Annotated in this window: 18 protein-coding genes; 5 read left to right on the top strand and 13 right to left on the bottom strand. The window is 52.2% G+C overall.

Annotated features, from left to right (window positions below):
• Positions 1–2: 2 nt before the first annotated feature.
• From AURUGA1_RS04935 to AURUGA1_RS04980, 10 genes are all read right to left on the bottom strand, one after another.
• Positions 3–1,085 carry a glycosyltransferase gene (locus AURUGA1_RS04935; RefSeq protein ID WP_114129129.1) on the bottom strand — a complete coding sequence of 361 codons (1,083 nt, stop codon included), beginning with the start codon at positions 1,083–1,085 and terminating at the stop codon, positions 3–5.
• The gene (locus AURUGA1_RS04940) at positions 1,082–2,338 is read right to left on the bottom strand and encodes an FtsW/RodA/SpoVE family cell cycle protein (protein WP_114129130.1); all 1,257 of its coding nucleotides are present in this window, start codon (positions 2,336–2,338) and stop codon (positions 1,082–1,084) included. The genes AURUGA1_RS04935 and AURUGA1_RS04940 overlap by 4 nt, the downstream gene beginning before the upstream one ends.
• The gene (murD, locus tag AURUGA1_RS04945) at positions 2,316–3,815 is read right to left on the bottom strand and encodes a UDP-N-acetylmuramoyl-L-alanine--D-glutamate ligase (protein WP_114129131.1); all 1,500 of its coding nucleotides are present in this window, start codon (positions 3,813–3,815) and stop codon (positions 2,316–2,318) included. Before murD ends, AURUGA1_RS04940 begins: the two co-directional genes overlap by 23 nt.
• Positions 3,816–3,825: 10 nt before the next feature.
• A complete protein-coding gene (mraY, locus tag AURUGA1_RS04950) occupies positions 3,826–4,920 on the bottom strand; it encodes a phospho-N-acetylmuramoyl-pentapeptide-transferase (RefSeq protein WP_114129132.1) in 1,095 nt (364 codons plus the stop codon).
• The gene (gene murF, locus AURUGA1_RS04955) at positions 4,917–6,326 is read right to left on the bottom strand and encodes a UDP-N-acetylmuramoyl-tripeptide--D-alanyl-D-alanine ligase (protein ID WP_114129133.1); all 1,410 of its coding nucleotides are present in this window, start codon (positions 6,324–6,326) and stop codon (positions 4,917–4,919) included. Before murF ends, mraY begins: the two co-directional genes overlap by 4 nt.
• A 16-nt stretch (positions 6,327–6,342) precedes the next feature.
• On the bottom strand, positions 6,343–8,109 hold the full coding sequence (locus AURUGA1_RS04960; RefSeq protein WP_240187342.1) for a penicillin-binding protein 2: 1,767 nt from the start codon (positions 8,107–8,109) through the stop codon (positions 6,343–6,345).
• 37 nt (positions 8,110–8,146) lie between these two features.
• A complete protein-coding gene (locus tag AURUGA1_RS04965; protein WP_114129134.1) occupies positions 8,147–8,869 on the bottom strand; it encodes a hypothetical protein in 723 nt (240 codons plus the stop codon).
• Positions 8,866–9,819 (bottom strand): 16S rRNA (cytosine(1402)-N(4))-methyltransferase RsmH, encoded by a 954-nt coding sequence (gene rsmH / locus AURUGA1_RS04970; RefSeq protein WP_114129135.1) that lies wholly within the window; start codon positions 9,817–9,819, stop codon positions 8,866–8,868. The genes AURUGA1_RS04965 and rsmH overlap by 4 nt, the downstream gene beginning before the upstream one ends.
• Before the next feature lie 102 nt (positions 9,820–9,921).
• A complete protein-coding gene (mraZ, locus tag AURUGA1_RS04975) occupies positions 9,922–10,353 on the bottom strand; it encodes a division/cell wall cluster transcriptional repressor MraZ (protein WP_114129136.1) in 432 nt (143 codons plus the stop codon).
• 232 nt (positions 10,354–10,585) lie between these two features.
• Positions 10,586–10,951 (bottom strand): DUF3040 domain-containing protein, encoded by a 366-nt coding sequence (locus AURUGA1_RS04980; RefSeq protein WP_114129137.1) that lies wholly within the window; start codon positions 10,949–10,951, stop codon positions 10,586–10,588.
• A gap of 76 nt (positions 10,952–11,027) precedes the next feature.
• On the opposite strand from AURUGA1_RS04980, the gene AURUGA1_RS04985 reads away from it, so the two are divergent.
• Positions 11,028–12,107: a polyprenyl synthetase family protein gene (locus tag AURUGA1_RS04985; RefSeq protein WP_114129138.1), complete on the top strand. Its 1,080-nt coding sequence runs from the start codon at positions 11,028–11,030 to the stop codon at positions 12,105–12,107.
• Positions 12,108–12,114: 7 nt separating this feature from the next.
• Here the strand turns inward: AURUGA1_RS04985 and AURUGA1_RS04990 are convergent, their stop codons facing one another.
• Complete coding sequence (locus AURUGA1_RS04990) at positions 12,115–12,462, bottom strand: Rv2175c family DNA-binding protein (protein ID WP_114129139.1); 348 nt, start codon at positions 12,460–12,462, stop codon at positions 12,115–12,117.
• Between the two features lie 133 nt (positions 12,463–12,595).
• Here AURUGA1_RS04990 and AURUGA1_RS04995 point away from each other — a divergent pair, with 133 nt between their 5' ends.
• Positions 12,596–13,204 carry a LysM domain-containing protein gene (locus AURUGA1_RS04995; protein WP_114129140.1) on the top strand — a complete coding sequence of 203 codons (609 nt, stop codon included), beginning with the start codon at positions 12,596–12,598 and terminating at the stop codon, positions 13,202–13,204.
• A 62-nt stretch (positions 13,205–13,266) separates the two neighbouring features.
• Positions 13,267–15,177 (top strand): Stk1 family PASTA domain-containing Ser/Thr kinase, encoded by a 1,911-nt coding sequence (pknB, locus tag AURUGA1_RS05000; RefSeq protein ID WP_114129141.1) that lies wholly within the window; start codon positions 13,267–13,269, stop codon positions 15,175–15,177.
• Between the two features lie 9 nt (positions 15,178–15,186).
• On the opposite strand, the gene leuS is transcribed toward pknB, so the two are convergent.
• Both leuS and AURUGA1_RS05010 read right to left on the bottom strand, forming a co-directional pair.
• A complete protein-coding gene (gene leuS, locus AURUGA1_RS05005) occupies positions 15,187–17,706 on the bottom strand; it encodes a leucine--tRNA ligase (protein WP_114129142.1) in 2,520 nt (839 codons plus the stop codon).
• 4 nt (positions 17,707–17,710) lie between these two features.
• Positions 17,711–19,066 (bottom strand): anthranilate synthase component I family protein, encoded by a 1,356-nt coding sequence (locus AURUGA1_RS05010; protein ID WP_114129143.1) that lies wholly within the window; start codon positions 19,064–19,066, stop codon positions 17,711–17,713.
• Positions 19,067–19,083: 17 nt separating this feature from the next.
• Between AURUGA1_RS05010 and AURUGA1_RS05015 the strand changes: the two genes are divergently transcribed.
• Together AURUGA1_RS05015 and AURUGA1_RS05020 are read left to right on the top strand one after the other, a co-directional pair.
• Complete coding sequence (locus AURUGA1_RS05015; protein WP_114129144.1) at positions 19,084–19,854, top strand: aminotransferase class IV; 771 nt, start codon at positions 19,084–19,086, stop codon at positions 19,852–19,854.
• Positions 19,851–20,534 (top strand): DedA family protein, encoded by a 684-nt coding sequence (locus tag AURUGA1_RS05020; RefSeq protein ID WP_114129145.1) that lies wholly within the window; start codon positions 19,851–19,853, stop codon positions 20,532–20,534. The genes AURUGA1_RS05015 and AURUGA1_RS05020 overlap by 4 nt, the downstream gene beginning before the upstream one ends.
• Positions 20,535–20,549 lie beyond the last annotated feature (15 nt).

Consider the following 20,549-nt stretch of genomic DNA (forward strand, 5'->3'; position numbering starts at 1 on the left):
GCCTAAGCCGATGACAGGGCGGCATCGATGAGATTGATCATGCGCGCAGTCCCGTCTCGCATTCCCACACGGGCAGCAGCATGAGCCATCTGCTCTAAACGTGCTTCATCCCGCATCAGAGGCACAAGGTTCTGACGTATCCATTCCGGAGTGAATTTGTCATCCTTAACGAGAATTCCCCCACCAGCGTGAACGACTCCTGCGGCGTTGAACTGTTGCTCTCCATTACCAACGGGATAAGGCACATACACCGCTGGTATGCCCAACGCAGAGAGCTCAGAGACGGTTGCAGAACCGGCTCTGGAAACTACGAGTTGCGCCGCAGCTAGGGCAAGGTCCATTCGGTCGCAGTAGTTCACAACGACATAACCAGGAATCTGTGGCAGCACCTCAGGTTTGTTTTGGCCAAGAATGTGAAGAACTTGATAGCCCGCGTCGACGAGCTGTTGAGCGGAGGCGGCAATTGCAGTGTTGATAGACCTCGCTCCCAGAGAACCACTGGTGACAACCAAGACTGGACGATGATGCTCCAAGCCAAAATAAGCGAGTGCTGCTGATCGCTGAGCTGGAATATCCAACGTCTCAATTTCCTTGCGCAGCGGGGTACCCACCGTCACTGCATGTGGCAGTGGAGTTCCCTCAAAGGTCACGCCTACAAACCGTGTGGATCTTGCTCCCCAGCGGTTGGCCAAACCCGGCTTGGCATTTGCTTCATGAATGACGTAGGGGATGCGAGTCTTCTTCGCTGCAGCATACGCAGGAGCGGCCGCATAGCCCCCCACCCCAATAACAACATCAACCTTGCGCTGGGTAATCACATCAACAACGGTGGCTACTGCTGTGGGCCAGCCGGCAAGAAATATCCGAGAACTCGAAAGGAAATGACGAGCGCGCGGAAAAGGGATTCGGGGAATCGTAATGAGTTCATATCCTCGAGACGGAACGAGTTGTGCCTCTAGACCCTCCGCTGTTCCCACACAGATAATGGTGGCCTCTGGCTCACGCGTTCTGAGCGCATCAGCGATAGCGAGCATGGGGTTGACATGCCCTGCAGTCCCCCCACCAGCTAAGAGATAGGTGGTCATCTGCGGCGCCCTAAAGGTTTCTTAATCGGCTTTTCTTCTCTGGTAAACGATAAGACAACACCGATGGCTAGCAAGGTCATGACCAAAGCCGAACCACCCGAACTGAGCAAAGGAAGAGGCACCCCGAGAACCGGAAGCAGTCCCACAACAACACCAATGTTGACGAATGCCTGGCCAACAATCCAGATCATGATTCCGCCGGTAGTGATTCGAACAAGTGGGTCTTTCGCACTTCGAATAATGCGTGTGAATGTCACTGCCATCACAACAAACAACACGATGATCAGCAAAGCACCGATTAGCCCCAGCTCTTCACCAATGATGGCAAAGATGTAGTCATTATCTGCTGCTGGTAGCCAGGACCATTTTGCTTTGGATTGGCCAAGGCCCACGCCAAAAATTCCTCCGTTAGCTAGAGCCCATTTACCGTGCAGGGGCTGCCAGCAGGCATTGGTGTAGTCGGTGCAGTTCTCACTGAGGAAGGACATTATTCGGTTCATACGGTTAGGGCTTGTGACAACGTAAAACGCCACTACAGCAGTCACAGCAACTGTCGGGAGGATAATGACCCGATCTGCGACCCCAGAGAAGGCTATACACCCCATGATGATGGCAAAGATGATGATCGTCGTTCCCAAGTCTCCGCCGAGCAAAACAAAGAATGCAACGCCATATACCGGGAAAATCGAGAGGAAAATGCGGAAGCTGTATGGTCCCACGCGATTGATAATTTCTGGAAGATTGACGCCCAGCCATATCGCAACGGTAAGTTTGATAAATTCTGAGGGCTGTACCTGAATACCGATATCAACCCAGTTACGGTTACCACCAGATTCAACACCCAGTGGCGTGAATACCAGCAGCTGAAGAGCACCAGAAGCAATGAGCACTAACAATGCCCATCTGCGATAGATCTCAAGAGGGAACCTACTCACAAACAACATCAACGGAATAGCAATGATTGCGGAACCAGCTTGCTTGAAGAAACTGCCAAAAAACCCGCCCTGAGTCAGGAACGAATCAACCGCTGATGCCGAAAGCACCATGATCAAACCGATAAGAACCGTCAGCAGTGTCACACCAGCTAGCCAATAAAAGTTCGGAGACTCAGCCCTGAATTGTTGACCTAGGTTGAAGCGTGTGGCCAACAGGCCTTTGGCAGCAGGCGCAGAATGCGGAGGGGACTGCCGGGATCGAACAGGAGCAGAAGCAGGCCTTCGGCCCTGAGGGTTAGTGCGAGGCGGATTCGCCATCCGCCTCACCTCCCAGGTTTGCTTTCACGGCCTCGGCGAACATTCGTCCCCGTTCGGCATAATCCGTAAATTGGTCCATCGAAGCTGCAGCAGGAGCCAAAAGGACAACATCGCCCGATTGTGCAAGTTCTGCGGCTAAGGTCACAGCCGTAACCATGACATCACTAGTGTCCGCTGACTCCACCTCGCGAACGCTCACCCCAGGCGCGTGTCGCTCGAATGCTGAGATAACCTCGGAACGGTCAACCCCAATAACAACTGCGCCTCGCAAGCGATCGGCATGTTGGGCTACAAGCTCATCTATATTGACGCCTTTGAGTAATCCACCAACGATCCAGACAATGGAGTTGTTTGCCGCCAACGATGCCGAAGCCGCGTGAGGATTAGTTGCTTTGGAGTCATCAATCCAGGTAATGCCGTCTTGGACAGCAACAATTTCAATCCTGTGAGCATCCAGACGAAAGCTCTTGAGAGCTTCTGAAATAGCTTCAACAGGAACTCCGAAGGATCTAGCTAGGGCACTGGCAGCTAGGACGTTGGCAACGATGTGAGGGGAGCCCAAACCACGCGCTTCTAGCTCTGAGACGGTAGTAATTTCTAATGCAGTGTTGTGTCGCTCATCTAAGAATGCTCGGTCACACAAGATTCCGTCCACGATGCCAAAATCACTGCGGCCTGGTGCGCCGAGATCAAATCCAATAGCCCGAGCACCCTCTTGAACATCTGCGTTTTCAACCATGCGCTCGGTCTGTCTGTCTGCTTTGTTATAGACACAGGCAACCTGTGTTCCCTCAAAGATGCGGGCTTTAGCGGCAACATATGCTTCTAGCGAGCCATGCCAATCTAAGTGATCGTCAGCGATGTTCAGCACTGCAGCGGCATAGGGCTGAACCTTCTGCATCCAGTGAAGCTGATAACTAGAAAGTTCAACAACGAAGACGTCAAAGCCCTGAGGGTCTCGAACTGCATCCAGAACAGGAACACCAATGTTGCCGCAGGGTGCAACCCGATATCCGGCTGTGGCCAACATTGCGGAGGTGAGTTGGACTGTGGTCGTTTTTCCGTTGGTTCCCGTCACGGCAATCCATGGCGCCGGAGTGCCAACTTTGTCCCGAACGCGCCACGCTAATTCGATATCTCCCCAGATAGGGATGTTTCGGGAGGAGGCCCACTGCAAAATCGGGTGGTCGGGATGATACCCAGGTGAGACCACGAAAAGCTCAGGGGCAAACTCACTGAGCTCATCTGGAATAGCACCGTCGACAGGCTCATGAACAAATGTCCCACCGATAACTTCAAGCATTTTCAGTCGAAGTTCATCAGCTTGTTGCGCACTAACCATTACCTGAGCACCCAGTTCAGACAGTGTGTCCGCCACCGAAAAACCGGTGACTCCCAGGCCCAAAACAGCCACGCGCAGTCCAGCCCAATTGGAGTGCCAGCTTGTGAGCTGAGAAAGATCTCGTTGTTCAGACATCACAAAAGCTTTATTGGGTCAGCCACTCGAGGTAGAACATACCAACACCGGCAATCACAAACAGAGCGGAAATAATCCAGAATCGAACGACGACGGTAACTTCAGGCCAGCCCTTGAGTTCAAAGTGATGATGGATGGGCGACATCAAGAAGATGCGCTTTCCCCTGGTGAGCTTGAAGTATCCGCGTTGGACAATCACTGAGCCTGTGTCAATGACAAAAAGACCAGCAAGGATAACCAGGAGAAGTTCGGTTTGGCTCAGAATAGCCAATGCAGCTAATGCGCCACCCAGTGCCATGGACCCGGTATCTCCGAGGAAGATTTGTGCAGGAGAGGTGTTCCACCACAAGAATCCAATCAAACCTCCGACAATGGCAGCTGCCACAATGGCCAAATCCAGAGGATCACGGACGTCATAACACTTATATGCAACCTGAGGGTCTAGTCGTGACGAGAAACATGACTGGTTTTGCTGCCAGAAGTTCATGATGACGAAAGAACCGATTGTGAAGATTGAAGCACCCGTGGCTAATCCATCTAAACCGTCTGTCAGGTTCACCGCATTAGATGTGCTGGTCACAATCAAAATAATCCAGACCAAGAACAGGAAGATTCCCAAACCGGCACCCAGCGCAGCAAAATCAAGATTGGTATCGCGAATAAACGAGATACTCATGGAGGCTGGAGTGATGCCATTTTCGTCAGGGAAATTAATGGCAAGCAGGGCAAAAATGACCGCAACAATGATTTGGCCCACAACCTTTGGCCAGCCGCTTAGACCGAGGGAGCGTCGTTTGTGAGTTTTGATGAAGTCGTCAATAAATCCAACGAGGCCCAAGCCGGTCATCATCAACAAGACCAAAATGGCGGGAAGCTCAACACTGTGACCGGTGAGGGGTGTTGCTATGAAGTACGAAACAAGAACACCAACGATGACGACAATGCCACCCATTGTGGGGGTTCCTTTTTTAGCGTGGTGCGCATCCGGGCCACCATCGCTGATGAACTGACCCCAGCCAATTTTGCGAAACAACCGAATAAACACCGGCGTCATGAGCAGGGTGAAGATAAGTGAGAGTGCACCGGCTAGAAGTAGGGTACTCACGCGTAGGCCTCTCCTAATCGATCTCCTAAGAACCGGAGCTTCGCCGAGTTAGACGATTTCACCAGAACTATGTCTCCTGCGCGAAGCAGGCTCGATAGGTAATCGTAGGCCTCATCAGGGGTTGAGAAGAACTTCGACTCACCATCCCACGAACCCTCGTTGATGGCAGAAATATGAAGTCTGCGTGCCCCATCACCGACAACGACGAGTTGATCGATACCTAAACGAACAATGAGCAAGGCAAGCTTGTCTTGTTCTTCACCGGAAAACTCGCCCAGTTCGGCCATTTCACCCAGCACAGCAATAGTGCGGTTCTCGTCTGTCGCAATCTGTCGCAACGTCTTTATTGCAGCTGCCATCGAGTCTGGACTGGCGTTATAGGCATCGTTAATGATGACAACGTCATCATTGCCTAGAACTTGCATTCTCCAACGTTCAGCTTGCGTTACTGACTCGAGGCTGGTCGCGATGTAATCCAGGGGGAACCCTAATTCCACTACAACAGCAGCTGCCGCTGCCGCATTCATGACGTGGTGCTCTCCCAAGACAGAAAATGCAACGTGAGTAAGTTCTCCCGAGCTCAGACACAGATCGAACTGCGTGCCTTGCATACTCGAAGTCACATTCTCCACGCGGACGGTAGCATGTGCGGCATAACCAAATGTTCGCACTGCTCCCGGGGCGGCAGAGGCCATTGACATCACGCGGTGGTCATCAGCATTCAATATTGCGACGCCCTGAGGCCCCAATGCTTCTACGATTTCTCGTTTGGCAACAACAGTGGTCTCTACACCGCCAAATTCTCCTGCGTGTGCAAGCCCAATCATCAGGACAACGCTGATATCAGGTTGCACCATATCGGTTAGCAGCTTAATGTTGCCTGGACCACTAGCTCCCATCTCCAGGATCAGATACTCGGTGTCTTCGCGCACCTGCAACATCGTGATGGGTGCGCCCACTTCATTGTTGAAGGATGCGCGCGGAAAAACGGTCTGACCTTTGCCACTACACAGGGAAGCAACAAGATTCTTCGTGGTGGTTTTTCCGTTAGAACCAGTTATGGCAACAACTTTGAGTTTGCCCAGGGAACGAACGCGGGCAACCACCTCACGAGCAAGTGCGCCCAGTGCGACTACGGCGTTGCTAACAACAATCTGAGGAATAGAAACCTCAACGGTGTGCTCCACGATTGCCAAGCTGGCACCGTTTTCGAGTGCAGCCGCAACGAAGAGGTGCCCGTCTGTCTCTTCCCCGGGCTTAGCAATAAAGATGTCACCAGGAGTTATCAAGCGAGAGTCTGTGTCGGCAACACCACTGATAACGGTGTTTTCAGTAGCGCCAGAGTCTCCCAGGTAAAGCTCACCGTCAATAGCGAGTGCTATGTCAGCAAGGGTGAGTTCAATCATGTTCTTATTCTGGTGCTTAGAAGCGCACAGCAAGCGCAGGAGATGCAGAAGTTGAAGGTTGAATTCGATATTCCTTGATGACCTGAGCCATCACGTCTCGAAATACCGGTGGGGACGCCATGAATGTGTTTCCATCTGGATAGGCAATCACTACGTAGACAACGTATTGCGGATCATCGGCGGGAATAAGACCCGCGTTGGAGACGATGTATTTCTCGCCATATTTTCCACTGCCGTCAGACTGCTGTGCTGTACCCGTCTTGAGTGCACTGCGATAGCCCGGAATTTGCACCACGGAGGTGAGGGCGCCCTGGGTGACCACGTTTTCTAACATGTCTAAAGTGGTGCGGGCTGCTTCAGGTGAGACAACCTGTGTTCCCTTTGATTGCTCAGGCTTGACCACGGTTCCATCTGCTTTGACGCACTCTTCGACAAGCGAGGCAGGTAAATGCACTCCCCCGTTGCCAAGAGTTTGATACGCCCCTGCAACCTGAACTGCGGTGGTAGCTAAGCCTTGGCCAAACATGGTGTTGTAGGTGGTTTGGTTGTCCCACTCTTCGTAGGGATGCAAAATACCGCCGGACTCACCAGGAAAGTTCACCGCTGAGGTCTCGCCAAAACCAAAAGCACGGAGATAGTCGTAGCGGGTTTTCGCATCAAGCGCTTGGCCTAGTTGCGTAATCCCGGTGTTAGAGGATTCTTGAAGAACACCTGTAAGCGTCAACGGCCAGGAACCGTGGGGCACAGCATCGTTGACTTTCGCTCCGTTAGGGAATGTGAGGGCGTATGGAGCAATTACTTGAGTTGAAGGATCTGCGGCGCCGGAGTTGATTAATCCAGCAGCGGTGAGTGCCTTAATCGTTGAGCCCGGTTCGTAGGGAGAGGTAAAGGCGCGAGAACCTCGAGCACTCTCGTCAGAACCATTGACGTTATTGGGATCAACGGTGGGATAGTCCGCAACAGTCAGCAGCTTTCCTGTTTTGACCTCTTGAACGATAACGATTCCCCACTGGGCGTTGGTTTCAGTTACACGCTTGGCCAACACCTGCTGGGAGTACCACTGCAGGTCAGAGTTGATGGTCAGTTTGAGACTTCCACCGTTTTCTGCAGCAACACTGGTGACAGTGCTGCCAGGAATGCGAATTCCATCAGCACCGCGCTGATATACCTCTTCCCCATTGGTGCCGGCGAGACAGTCGTTCTGAGCTAGTTCGAGTCCTGCCTGCGGCTGTCCGTCTTGACCTACATAACCAAGCAGGTTTCCGCCCACAGCTCCTGCAGGATAAGTACGCCCGGGTGCCTGTTCAAAAAACAGCCACGGTATCTCCAGGGCATAGAGTGCTCGGAAAGTATCGACATCAACAGCTTTTTTGATGTACGCAAAGTCAGACTTGGGGTTTTGTGCCAGAGCATCTGCAATGATCTTGAGAATTTCCTCTGGCTTTTGACCAGTGATGGTTCCAATCTCAATAGCGGCCTGCTGCGGCGTGATGGTGACCTCAGAACGGTCAGTTTGGCGAAGGAAATCTTTGGCATTCTTGGGGGAAACCGTGATGTTGTAACGCAGAACGCTTTCAGCCATCACTGTCCCCTTGGCATCAGTAATCGTTCCGCGTTTCGCCAACACAGTGGAAGGAATAGAGCGCTTCCCTACCGATTCTTCGTTATATGCAGAAGCTCTGATGACTTGAATATCAACAAGTTTGATGACGAACAAACCCACAAATATCACGACGAAGAGCATGACGAGGAATGCTCTAAATCGGATGGGGTTTCGCTTCACTGATATTCCTTAGCAGGGGCGTAATCGCGACCTGTAATTAGTGGGTTGCGATGCCTGGCAGTCCGTTTGTCAAAGCTACTGGACCGGCAGGGACAGCTGCCGCAGGCGCGCTGTCAGTTACTGGGGCAACCTTGGCAGCTTCGGCAGCAGCCTTCTTTGCTGCTTCTGCTTTAGCTTCAGATTCTTTCTGAGTAACCAGTGAGACTTCTGAGAGCAAAGAGTTTGGAATTGCTCCGGCTGCAGACCCTGCAATCACTCCAGCATTGGCAGCAGCGGGAACAGGTGTCCCGAGAACTGCTCCGTCAGAAATACGAAGATACACGGGAGTGTTATTGATCACCATGCCCAATGCTTCCGCATTGGCTGCAAGATTTTGGGGTGACGAAAGCCGATCTAGATCTTGATTCATGGTTTGGTAGGTGCGAGAAAGCTCTTTATTCGACTGCTGTAAGGACGCAATCTCATAGGCACCTGCAGAAACAGCCACAGAAAGAAGAAGTTGAGCGACAATGATGCCAAAAACAACTCCCATGCTGACCAGAGCGTAAAAGACTCGTGGTCGGGCTTTGCGCTGAGCCCGGGTTGCCACAACCTGTATGGAGGGACGCCACTGAGCTGCCGAGGAGAGAGTGGAACGAGCCTTGAGTGCCAAGTTGCCCTGGGTTGTGGTTGTTGATGATTTACGAGCCTGGTTCGCCCGTGAGGAAACCTGCGGACGAGTCTGCGGACGGTTCATCCGAGTGGAGTTGACGGAGCTCATGCCGCCTCCTTGATTCGTTCGGCTGCACGCAATCGCACAGGTGTGGCACGAGGATTACGAAGCTTTTCTTCATCACTGGCTAGTTCGGCACCGCGAACAAGCAAACGTAGCTCTGGTTTGTGCTGTTCAAGCTCGACGGGAAGCCCCACAGGTGCCGAAGAGGAAGCAGCGGTTTGGAAAAAACCTTTGACAATGCGGTCTTCGAGTGACTGGTAGGACATCACCACGATGCGACCACCGAGGGCAAGTTTGCTCAGCGCTGCAGGAATCGCTCGTTCTAGGACGGAAAGTTCTTGGTTGACCTCAATGCGGAGCGCTTGAAAGATACGCTTGGCGGGGTGTCCCGCGTGAGAAAGGGCTGCGGGGGTGGCAGCAGTGAGAATGTGCACAAGTTGGCCAGAGCGCGTAATGGGCTCCACCTCACGCTGCGTAACGATAGCTCTGGCATAGCGAGCAGATAGTTTTTCATCACCGTATTTGTGGAATATGGTTCGAAGTTCCTGCTCACTGTAGGTAGCAATCACCTCAGCTGCTGTCAAACCCTCTGACTGGTTCATACGCATATCCAGTGGGGCATCTTGTGCGTAAGCAAATCCGCGTTCGGGACGATCGAGTTGCAATGAAGAAACACCGAGGTCAAAGAGAATTCCGTCGACGGCTGAGATGCCCAATTCATCCAACGCCTCTGCGATGCCGTCATACACAGTGTGAACAAGGTGAACACGGTCACCAAAGCGAGAAAGGCGCTCACCGGCTATTGCGAGTGCATCTGTGTCTCGGTCTAGTCCAACAAGGGTGAGTTCGGGGAAACGAGCGAGAAAAGCTTCCGAGTGTCCGCCCATTCCCAAAGTGGCATCTACGAGGACCGCACCTGGCTTCTCCAAGGCAGGAGCTAGTAGTTCAACGCAACGCTCGAGAAGGACGGGGGTGTGGATCTGATTGAGTTCCATAACAATTGAGGCCCGAGCCTTAGATTCTGGTTCCCCTCCAGATCAACCTGCTTCCGGGGAAGTGGATTCAGGGTGATACGGCTGGGAGCCGGAATCTAAGGATTAGAAAAGACCAGGAATCACCTCCTCCGTGGTGTTGGAGAAAGCTTCTTCGTGTGAAGAGAGGTATGCATTCCAGGCGTCGGTGTCCCAGATTTCAACACGGTTACCGGCACCAATGACGGTGAGGTCGCGATCAAGTCCTGCGTACTGGCGCAGGTTTGCCGGAAGAGTGATGCGGTTTTGGCTATCTGGCGTTTCCGCGCTTGCTCCGGAAAGGAATACACGGAGGAAGTCTCGAGCTGACTTGCTGGTCACGGGAGCCTGTCGAATCTTCTCGTGAAGGTCGTTGAACTCAGCAGCGCTGAAAACGTACAAACAGTTTTCTTGACCGCGGGTGACAACAATTCCTTCGGCTAATTCGTTGCGGAATTTAGCGGGAAGGATGACGCGCCCCTTGTCGTCGAGTTTGGGTGAGTGGGTTCCGAGGAACATCTGCGTCACCCCCTTTCACAACCGGCCTTGTGGTGATTTCTCCACTTTACTCCACTTTCAACCACATATGTTAAAAATTTGCACAAATTTGCGGTCGGCGTGTCGATACTTCCGCTAATTTACAGGGTTTAAGTAAGTGGAGGGAAATGGAGCAATGGGGATTAATTGAGAGCAGCATTGAGAAACAAAAAAGCCGCCATTTCTGGCGGCTTAGTGTGAAGCTACGTAGATATTACAAACGGCCGTTGTCTCGCTCGTCCCAGCGCTGTTCCATGCGCTTGATGAAGGATGATCCGGAAGACTTTTGTGAACGCGTGCTTGTTGATGGTGCTGGAGCAGGCTCTCCAGGGCGAGACGCAACAAGGACCCCAGCGAACATCGCGGCAAAACCTGCGATACCAATGAAAACGTTCTGGAGCATGACACCAGCAATCAACCCGCCCAGACCGGCGAGCGCAATAATTACTCCCAGGATGATGGCACGGTAGTTCGGCCGCGGCATTCCAACGAACGAGGTTGAGGTGACATCTGCATCGTGGCCATAGAGATTGCGTTCCATTTCATCAAGTAGGCGCTGCTCATGCTCAGATAAGGGCATTGTGACCTCCTCAAGTTTTTCGAAATGGTGGTGCGGATTCCAAGTGTACCCCCGCTGGCCTAGATAGGCTAGGCGCATGCGTGACCAGGACACTTGGGTTGAGCGAGTCAATGCTCGAATCGAGCACTTCATCACTGACCGTGAATCTATTGTGCTTGAGGTTTCACCCGATTTGAAACCATTTATTGAGTTTTCACGGCTCTTTCTCAGCGGCGGAAAACGTTTCCGCGCACGCTGTGCACTCCTGGGCTACGGTACACAACATGACCAGACCCCTGAAAATGTCATCGATGTCGCAAGCGCGCTTGAAATCTTTCATGCTGCAGCCTTAGTCCACGACGACATCATGGATAAGTCTGATACTCGTCGTGGAGCACCTTCAGCGCATCGTCGTTTTGAGTCTTTACATCAGCAATCAGGTTGGGCAGGCACTGGGGATGACTTTGGGACATCCTCGGCGCTTCTACTAGGTGATCTGTTGCTGGCATTTAGTGATGAACTGTTTTCACAGGGACTATCGGCATCAGGAAACATTACTGCAGCCCAAGCCTCTCGGCGCGAATTTGACCGAATGAGAATTGATGTCACGGCGGGGCAATATCTCGACATTGTCGAAGAGCGAGCATGGCCTGTGGTCGACAAACTTGATGCCCTCACTCGAGCTCAACGGGTTGTCGTATATAAGTCAGCCAAATACTCAATCGAAGCCCCCTTGGTTATTGGGGCCGCCTTGGGCGGCGCTAGCATCCAGCAGCTGACGTCTTTGCGTGAAATTGGCCTACCCCTGGGTATAGCTTTCCAGTTACGTGATGATCTTCTTGGAGTTTTTGGTGACCCAGCCGTAACGGGTAAGCCAGCTGGAGATGACCTTCGCGAAGGTAAACGAACCGTGCTGATTGCCTTAGCACAACAGGAACTTACCTCTACTGCCATCCGACTGATGGATGAACTTCTCGGCGATGAATCCCTTGATGGCAAGCAGATTGCTACGCTGCAGGCCACCCTTACCAACACAGGGGCAGTGGACAAACTTGAAGCAATCATTGAGGAACAAGTTGCACTTGCCCGCTCGGTTATTGCACAAGCAGGTTTCAATCAGGATGCAACCACAGGGTTACTCAATCTTGCCGAGTTAGTTTCTCAGCGCTCTGCTTAGGGTTGCCCTAGAGAAGTGCTTGAGCAACTCGGCGCACTTCTGCCTTACGTCCAGCCTTGAGTGCATTTACTGGTGAAGTTCCCAGAGATTCTTCATCTGTGATGAGCCACGTGACAAGTTCGTCACCGTCGAAACCGCAATCACGCAATAAAACGATTGTTCCTTGAAGCGGATGAAGCGGCTCGCCCTCGTGAATGAAGTCAGAGGGCACTTTGAGAACTCCATCAACTCGCGTTGCAGCCAACACATTGTCTTCGAGCATGCGACGCACATTGCTTTGGGTAACACCAAGCAGTTCGACGAGATCTGGAACGGTGAGCCATTGAGTTTCGGGGTGTTCTTGAGCTTTAACCACAACACAAGAGTGCCACAGGTCGCGCAGGAGAACGAACTGAGGCCTTTTTTCGACACGCCGAATTCACTCACACTTAACCTTCAAGTTAAGGTAAAGACTTAGCCAATCTTTTAATGGGGAGAGGAGCGTGCACATGGCTGAACATACCTATCGTTCAAACCACGAAACGCTTTCTTCCTCGACCCCTCGTAAAGCTAAGAAATTCAGGAAAATAGCTGCTATCCCCGTCGCCATTGCGACCGCGACAAGCATGCTTTTCACTGTCCAATCTGCCCAAGCAGATCAGCTCCCCAAAATTGAGAAGCTTCCCAAAGCAAAAGCAGACCTCCCCCACACGCACAGAGTTACCCATGTCACTCCCGCTACTTTGCGCTCAGACAAATACACCGTTGCGGAGGGCGACACAGTTCGAAGTATTGCTCAAGCACACGCCATCTCCTCGGCTGAATTACTTGCCGCAAACGGCCTGAGCTGGAAAACCATGATTTTTGCCGGCCAACAGCTAAACATTCCAGCATCTTCCAGCGGAACAGAAACGGCAGAAGTTGGCGAAAGCATAATTCGTCACTCGGTCATATCAGGGGAAACCTTGGAAGCAATCGCACGCAACTACAACGTTCAACCTCGAGCAATCATGACCGCGAACGGCCTTGACCGCTCTAGTCGGCTTGTTGTTGGTCAACGTCTCGTCATTCCAGATGCGCAACTGATGAGTAGCCTGCCTGCTGCAGCAAGCGCATAAATCCCGACCACATAACGGTGTTTCACAGCGTTTTACCACTGCTGGCTACATAGACTTTCGTTGTGACTACTGCCTCAGAAGACCCCATGATCGGTCGTCTCATCGACGGCAGGTATCAAGTCAAGTCACGTATTGCCCGCGGAGGCATGGCCACCGTTTATCTGGCTACAGATTTGCGTCTGGAACGTCGCGTAGCCGTCAAAATCATGCACGGGCATCTCGCAGATGACAGCGCATTCAAAGCTCGCTTCGTTCAAGAAGCCCGCTCTGCAGCTCGGCTAGCACACCCCAATGTTGTTAACGTTTTCGATCAGGGACAAGATTCTGAGATGGCCTATCTGGTCATGGAATACCTCCCTGGGATTACACTGCGAGATCTCCTCAAGGACTATGGCAAGCTCACTCCTGAACAAACCGTTGACATTATGGATGCCGTCCTCCGGGGGCTAGCTGCAGCTCACGAATCAGGCATAGTTCACCGAGACCTCAAACCTGAAAACGTACTATTGGCCGATGACGGCCGTATCAAACTGGGTGATTTTGGTTTAGCCCGTGCAACGACAGCAAATACTGCCTCCGGACAGGCCCTACTAGGAACTATCGCGTACCTCTCCCCCGAACTTCTCACTCGCGGGGTGGCAGATGCACGAAGTGACATCTATGCCATCGGCATCATGATGTACGAGATGCTCACCGGCGAACAACCCTTCAAAGGCGAGCAGCCCATGGCTGTGGCATACCAGCACGCCAATGACAAAGTACCAGCACCCTCCTCTGCCAACCCGGCAATCCCTGTCGAACTTGATGAGATTGTTGCCTGGGCAACAACACGGTCGCCTGAGGGGCGCCCAGAGAACGCCGGAGTTCTTCTCGATAAACTGCTCCAAGCCGAAAAGGTCATTCGGACTGGTTCCTCCTACCAAGACCTCTCGACACAGCAGACCATGGTCATGCCTGCCGGAATCTTGGCCACCGCTGACGACGAGACAAAAGTATTCTCCACAGGCGCGCTTGCCGGCTTGAACCGCAAAGCAGCCACTGATGATCCTGTGGGCTCCCTCAAAGAGGTTTCGGATTCACGGAGAGTACGTGGCTTTTGGATTTTTGGCATCACGATTGTGTTAGCGATACTCGGCGCTACTGCCGGTTGGTTCTTTAGCGTCGGTCCAGGCTCACTCGCTTCAGTACCTGCCGTTGCAGGTATGGCGCCGGCCGATGCCCGAAAGATTGTCGAAGAAGCTGGATTCACAACCGCGCTTGTAGAGGCGAACGACTCCACAGTCCCTGCAGGCAAAGTTATTGGAACTGATCCCCCAGAGAATACTTCTGTCACCAAAGGCTCTGAGATCAAGGTCATTGTTTCCTTAGGACCCAAGATCATTGACACTCCAGCTTTTGCTGGGATGACAGAAGCAGATGCTACAAAACAGGCCAAAGAACTGGGATTGAAACCAAAGACAGCCTCCAAACAGTTCTCTGCAGATGTTGCTGCAGGAAGCGTCATTGCAGCTCTGGATGCTGCAGGTGCCCCGCTTCCTGCAAAATACCCAGCCGGCTCGGAAGTTCAGTTTGTTGTCTCCTTGGGTGCTATTCCTCAAGTAGCAGGTTTGAGCGTGACTGACGCTACCAAAGCACTCACCGATGTTGGTCTAGTTGTTGGAGCCAGCTCTGAGGAATTCAGTGACAGCGTCCCCGCAGGAACTGTCATCTCTCTCTCAGTTCCCGAAGGTGTGGTCACCACGGGAACGAACGTGACCCTCATCGTCTCTAAAGGACCTGACCTGGTTCAAGTGCCCAATGTTTCTGCCGGAAGCATGGACTTCAATGAGGCGATTTCCAAGCTTCAGTCCGCAGGATTTACCTATTCCACAGATGTCGATCCTGCTTTGTTCTCAAAGCGCACAGTGAAGACACAAACACCTGCAGCAGGAACCATGGCTAAGCGTGGTTCGAACGTGTTCATCTCGTTCTAAGAAAGGGCCCTAAGCCGAAGGCTTGGTTGCAATACTGACGATCTTGGGCGCTCGAACAATCACGTTCACAATCTCGCGGCCTTCTAGAGCTCTGACTACTCCAGGAAGTTCCCGAGCTTGAGTCTCCAGATCTGCTTCTGCAATATCTGGAGAAACTTCAAGACGGTCTCGAACTTTGCCATCAACCTGAACGACACAGGTCACAGAGTCTTCCACCAAGAGTGCAGCATCTGCTTCTGGCCACACTGCGTGGGCAACAGTGGGCTGGTGCCCTAATGCAGCCCACATATCCTCGGCGGTATAGGGCGCGTAGAGATCCAACATCATGGCAATAGTCTCTGCGGATTCACGAACAGCCGGATCAGCGGCTCCCACACCTGAGTCAATAGCCTTACGGGTTACATTGACGTGTTCCATCAGTCGCGCAACCAGAACATTGAACTTAAAGCTTTCAACAAGACCTGGCGCTTCTGCTAGCAGGTGGTGCGTTGCCTTTCGCAAAGCAACATCACCTGTAGAGAAATCAACTCCGGGGGCGCTGGCAACATCTTGTGCAATACGCCATGCGCGAGCCAAGAAGCGGTTAGAAGCAGCAGGTGAAACATCTGCCCAGTCGATGTCGTCCTCAGGAGGACCAGCAAACGCCATAGTCAAACGAACGGCGTCAACGCCATGCTCCTCAAGCTGCTCTGAGAGCTTGACAATATTGCCCTTGGACTTGCTCATTGCTGAGCCTTCCATCAAGACCATGCCCTGGTTGAGGAGGTTAGTGAAGGGCTCTTCAAAGTCGATATAACCAAGGTCAAAGAGTACCTTGGTGATGAAACGCGCATAGAGCAGGTGCAAAATGGCGTGGGTCACACCGCCAACATATTGGTCGACAGGAGCCCACTTCTTAGCCAGTTCGGGATCAAAGGCCTGCGTGTCATCGTGAGGGGAAAGGAAGCGTAAGAAATACCACGAGCTATCGACAAAGGTGTCCATCGTGTCCGGGTCACGACGTGCAGGTGAACCGTCTAGTGGGCTGGGGACGTTCACCCAGTCTTCAGCTGCCCCCAGAGGCGAGGAGCCCTTGGGCTGTAAGTTCAAGCCTTCTGTGGGGGGAAGAACAACAGGGAGCTGGTCTTCTGGAACAGGAATCTCGGTGCCATCTTCAGCGTGAATAATCGGGATTGGGGTTCCCCAGTAACGCTGTCGAGAAATCAGCCAGTCACGCAGACGGAAGTTCTTAGCAGCCTTACCCGTACCACGCTCGGCGAGGATTTCAATTGCTTTCGCTATTGCTTCTTTTTTGGTCAAGCCGTTAAGTTCAGCAGAGTTGATGAGTTTGCCCTCACCACCGGTAGCAATACCGGTCACAGCTGGGTTGTTGTCAATGACGTTGCCATCTTCATCAGTTCCTGCAGGGACATCGACGACAATCTTGATGGGCAGGTCATATGCTCGGGCAAAGTCCAAGTCGCGCTGGTCATGCGCAGGGACGGCCATAACAGCGCCATGTCCGTAGTCCGCGAGCACGTAATCTGCAGCCCAAATAGGCAAACGCTCTCCGTTGACTGGGTTGACGGCATATCGACCTAAGAAAACACCGGTCTTGGGGCGATCGGTAGCCTGACGTTCAATTTCTGTCGCCTTTTGAACTTCAGTGAGGTATTCCTCGAAGGCTGCTTGAATCTCTGGTGGTGCACCGGCTGCAAGCTCAGAAGCAAGGTCCGCATCTGGAGCTACAACCATGAAGGTTGCACCGTGAAGAGTATCTGGACGCGTCGTGAACACAGTTACCGGGTTGTCGCGGCCTTCGATAACAAAATCCACATCCGCACCAATAGAGCGACCGATCCAGTTTCGCTGCATGGTGAGTACTTTTGCTGGCCATTGTCCTTCGAGAGTGTCAAGGTCATCCAGTAAGCGATCTGCGTAGTCGGTGATACGGAAGTACCACTGAGTGAGTTTCTTCTTGACCACAATCGCGCCAGAACGCTCGGAGGTACCATCAGGAAGAACCTGCTCGTTAGCCAGAACGGTCTGGTCCACAGGATCCCAGTTAACCCAACTGTCTTTGCGGTATGCCAAACCCTTTTTGTACATCTGCAGAAACAGCCACTGGTTCCACTTGTAATACTCGGGGTCTGAAGTATGGATAACACGAGACCAATCAAAACTCGTTGCGTAGCGACGCATCGAGCGCTTCTGCTGGTCGATGTTGTCATACGTCCAGGTCACAGGGTTGAGTCCGCGTTTGATTGCAGCGTTCTCCGCAGGGAGCCCAAAGGAGTCCCATCCAATTGGGTGCAATACGTTGTGGTCACGGTGACGCCAGTAACGGGCAATCACGTCACCCAGGGCATATGCCTCTGCGTGCCCCATGTGCAGGTCACCAGAAGGGTAAGGGAACATGTCTAGGACATATTTGCGTGGGCGTTCATCAGTGGGGTCGTCAGAGCGAAACGGCTCGATTTTGTCCCAGATAGGAAGCCATTTTTCTTGTATTTCCGCGAAGTTATAGGTCGCGCCCTCGTTCTCAGACATCCCTCTAAGAATACCGGTTTGAATCGACCCCTAATGCCTTCAACAGCGGAGTTATCTTGATTCTGGTCTCTTCCAGCTCTGCGTCAGGAATTGAACCACTGGTTATTCCCCCACCTGTGCCAATCATTGCTCCCTGGTCCGTCAGAACAATGCTCCGAATAACCATGGCAAAGTTGGCAGCGCCATCAATCCCCAAGTAACCAAAGGCGCCTGAATAGATGCCTCGAGGACCTTGTTCCAAGTGATGAAGCAAGGTCATTGCGCTGATTTTGGGGGCACCCGTCATCGATCCTGCAGGGAATGACGCCTCCAGAGCATCAATAGCGGTCATTCCCGGGGACAACTGCGCGGTGACGGTGGAGACAAGCTGATGCACATTTTCATAGCTCTCAACGGTCAAAAGCTCCTCAACTGTGACTGTTCCCAGTTGAGCAACTTTGCCAATATCATTACGCATCAAGTCAACAATCATCAGATTTTCAGCGCGTTCTTTTTCGCTAGTCACGAGCTCTTCCGCGAGCGCAGCATCATCATCAGAATTATGTCCACGCTTGCGGGTTCCCTTGATGGGTTTAGTCGTGATTTTGCCTGCTGTATCAACGGTGAGGAAAACTTCGGGACTACTCGAAAGTAATGCGACATCCTCAAAAACAAGGATTCCCCCATGGTGGCTGGGGTTTTCTTGGCGTAGTGAGAGATAAACCTGTGTGGGATTAAATGTCCCCGAAACTAGGGCCTGGTTAGTCAAGCAAAGCTGGTACGCATCTCCTGCAGTGATGGCATCCAAACATTCTTGAACCATCTGCTTATAGCGATCTGGCTGGTGTCGCCACACCACGCTTCGGTCAGAGCTTATGTCAGCTTCCTTGTGTGGTTTGGGTTGTGCGATGAGGTGTTGAATCTCTACACACTTCTGGAGGGCCTGTTCTTCGTTGCCAAGATAAAGAAGATCAACTACCTGGCGAGAATGATCAAATTCAAGCGCCCAGTCCAGGTAAACGAAATAGGCATCGGGGGTTAGAGAATCTGCCGTTGGAACACCTGCAGTATGGGAAGCAAGCTCATAACCTAACCAACCGACCCAGCCCAGAGCAAAACCGTTTTCTGCGGCGACAGTGGTGTCCCACACGAAATCTCCTGCAAGCTCACTTCTGAGCCGTTCAAAGATGGTGACCTCACCATGGGTGACATTTTCCTTCAGAACTTGTGAGGTGGGAAGAGAGATGTAAGACAGTCCAGTGGTTGCGTCAGGCCCGGCATCAAGCCAAATTGACCGAGGCTCGTCCGATGAAAGAGCACGATAGACCTCAGCAGGATCAACCCACTTGTGCAGCGGCACTCGCCGTAAACGTTCGGTCACCGTACTAGCCTAGGGCTGTGGATGTCTTACGTTTGCGCTGGAATGGCTCTGTACTCGTGGATATCACTGGGGCGCCTGAAATACCCCTCTATGTCGGAGATTCATTCTTTCTGGAAGACGGGAAGGTTGTTGGTTACCAGCGCCATCTTGAACGCTTCATCTCCTCCTCGCAACGTCAAGGTTTGGTTCGCTCGGTGGATACTTTTCTGGAAAAGGTCACTGCAACGCTTCCTCGGGAGGGGAGCTGGTTTCCACGTATAGATCTCACCGAGCGCGGAGAGCTCGAGTTGTGGATACGGCCAGCTCCACCACGAAAAGAAACTATTGTCCTCACAACCTCAGCAACGGATCCACGGCGTGAACCAACAATCAAAGGGCCTGATATCCCTGCTTTGAACGAAATACGCGTTCAGGCAGAAGAACAAGGTGCTGATGACGCAGTCATTCTCGATGCGCAGGGACGAATTGTTGATGGTTCAACCACCTGCCTTGTCTGGGTAGAAGGAGAAAGGGTAGTTATTCCCCCGTTAGAAGCTTTACGAGTCGACAGCATTACCGTGAGTATCCTCAAAGACTTTCTTCGAGCCCAAGGCACCTCTGTCGAGGAACGATGGGCAACACCTGCCGATATTCAAGGATGCGAGCTGTATGCGCTCAATGCACTTCACGGCATACGTTCAGCTCTTTCTTGGGTTAATGGTCCAACATTAAGAGTGAATCATGAGCGCCTGAACCAGTGGCGCAATATTTATGCTGGCCAAACTGAAAAACTTCCGGTGACCTCATGAATGACATCATCAACTACCTGCTCGCTTTAGTTGCATCCATAGACCCGGTAACCAGAACGCTTTTAGCTTCTTTCCTCATCATGTTGGAAACTTCCTTCCTGGTGGGGCTTGTGATTCCGGGTGACACGGTTGTCATCATTTCTTCAACAGCAATTAGCTCCTTTCCGGAATACATTTTCATGGTCGTCATGGTCATCATTGGATCGCTCACAGGTGAAACCATTGGTTTCTTTGTCGGAAAGTATTTTGGCCCACATATTCGTCGAAGCTGGCTTGGCAAAAAGATAGGTCACCATCGTTGGGAACAGGCCGAAAACTACATCGACCGACGTGGTGGGATTGCTGTGTTTGTCAGCAGGTTTTTACCCATCCTGCATTCGATGGTGCCGCTGACCGTAGGCATGACACGAATGACCTATAAGAAATTCATCGCCTGGACGAGTGCTTCCTGCACAATTTGGGCCGTGGTCTATGTCACTCTGGCCGCAGTGCTCAAAGATCAATATGAGGCCTTTGCCGCTAAGTATGACTGGGCTGGCTTCTTATTCTTAGGTATTGTCGTCGTCATCATCATTGGGTTTGCCCTGATCAAGAAACGAATCGAAAAGAGCCAAGAGCGCTACATGGACGAGCCTGGAGATCACGACCCTCGCACGGTCGAGAATCCTCTCGGTTCCTAATTCATGGCAAACTGA

The organism is Aurantimicrobium sp. MWH-Uga1 (genome assembly GCF_003325955.1).
GTDB lineage: Bacteria > Actinomycetota > Actinomycetes > Actinomycetales > Microbacteriaceae > Aurantimicrobium.

What these genes read in the sequence shown, in the direction of transcription:
- AURUGA1_RS04935 (WP_114129129.1), bottom strand. Translation starts at nt 1,085, where the DNA reads ATGACCACCTATCTCTTAGCTGGTGGGGGGACTGCAGGGCATGTCAAC.
- AURUGA1_RS04940 (WP_114129130.1), bottom strand. Translation starts at nt 2,338, where the DNA reads ATGGCGAATCCGCCTCGCACTAACCCTCAGGGCCGAAGGCCTGCTTCT.
- murD (WP_114129131.1), bottom strand. Translation starts at nt 3,815, where the DNA reads ATGTCTGAACAACGAGATCTTTCTCAGCTCACAAGCTGGCACTCCAAT.
- murF (WP_114129133.1), bottom strand. Translation starts at nt 6,326, where the DNA reads ATGATTGAACTCACCCTTGCTGACATAGCACTCGCTATTGACGGTGAG.
- AURUGA1_RS04965 (WP_114129134.1), bottom strand. Translation starts at nt 8,869, where the DNA reads ATGAGCTCCGTCAACTCCACTCGGATGAACCGTCCGCAGACTCGTCCG.
- rsmH (WP_114129135.1), bottom strand. Translation starts at nt 9,819, where the DNA reads ATGGAACTCAATCAGATCCACACCCCCGTCCTTCTCGAGCGTTGCGTT.
- mraZ (WP_114129136.1), bottom strand. Translation starts at nt 10,353, where the DNA reads ATGTTCCTCGGAACCCACTCACCCAAACTCGACGACAAGGGGCGCGTC.
- AURUGA1_RS04980 (WP_114129137.1), bottom strand. Translation starts at nt 10,951, where the DNA reads ATGCCCTTATCTGAGCATGAGCAGCGCCTACTTGATGAAATGGAACGC.
- AURUGA1_RS04985 (WP_114129138.1), top strand. Translation starts at nt 11,028, where the DNA reads ATGCGTGACCAGGACACTTGGGTTGAGCGAGTCAATGCTCGAATCGAG.
- AURUGA1_RS04995 (WP_114129140.1), top strand. Translation starts at nt 12,596, where the DNA reads ATGGCTGAACATACCTATCGTTCAAACCACGAAACGCTTTCTTCCTCG.
- leuS (WP_114129142.1), bottom strand. Translation starts at nt 17,706, where the DNA reads ATGTCTGAGAACGAGGGCGCGACCTATAACTTCGCGGAAATACAAGAA.
- AURUGA1_RS05020 (WP_114129145.1), top strand. Translation starts at nt 19,851, where the DNA reads ATGAATGACATCATCAACTACCTGCTCGCTTTAGTTGCATCCATAGAC.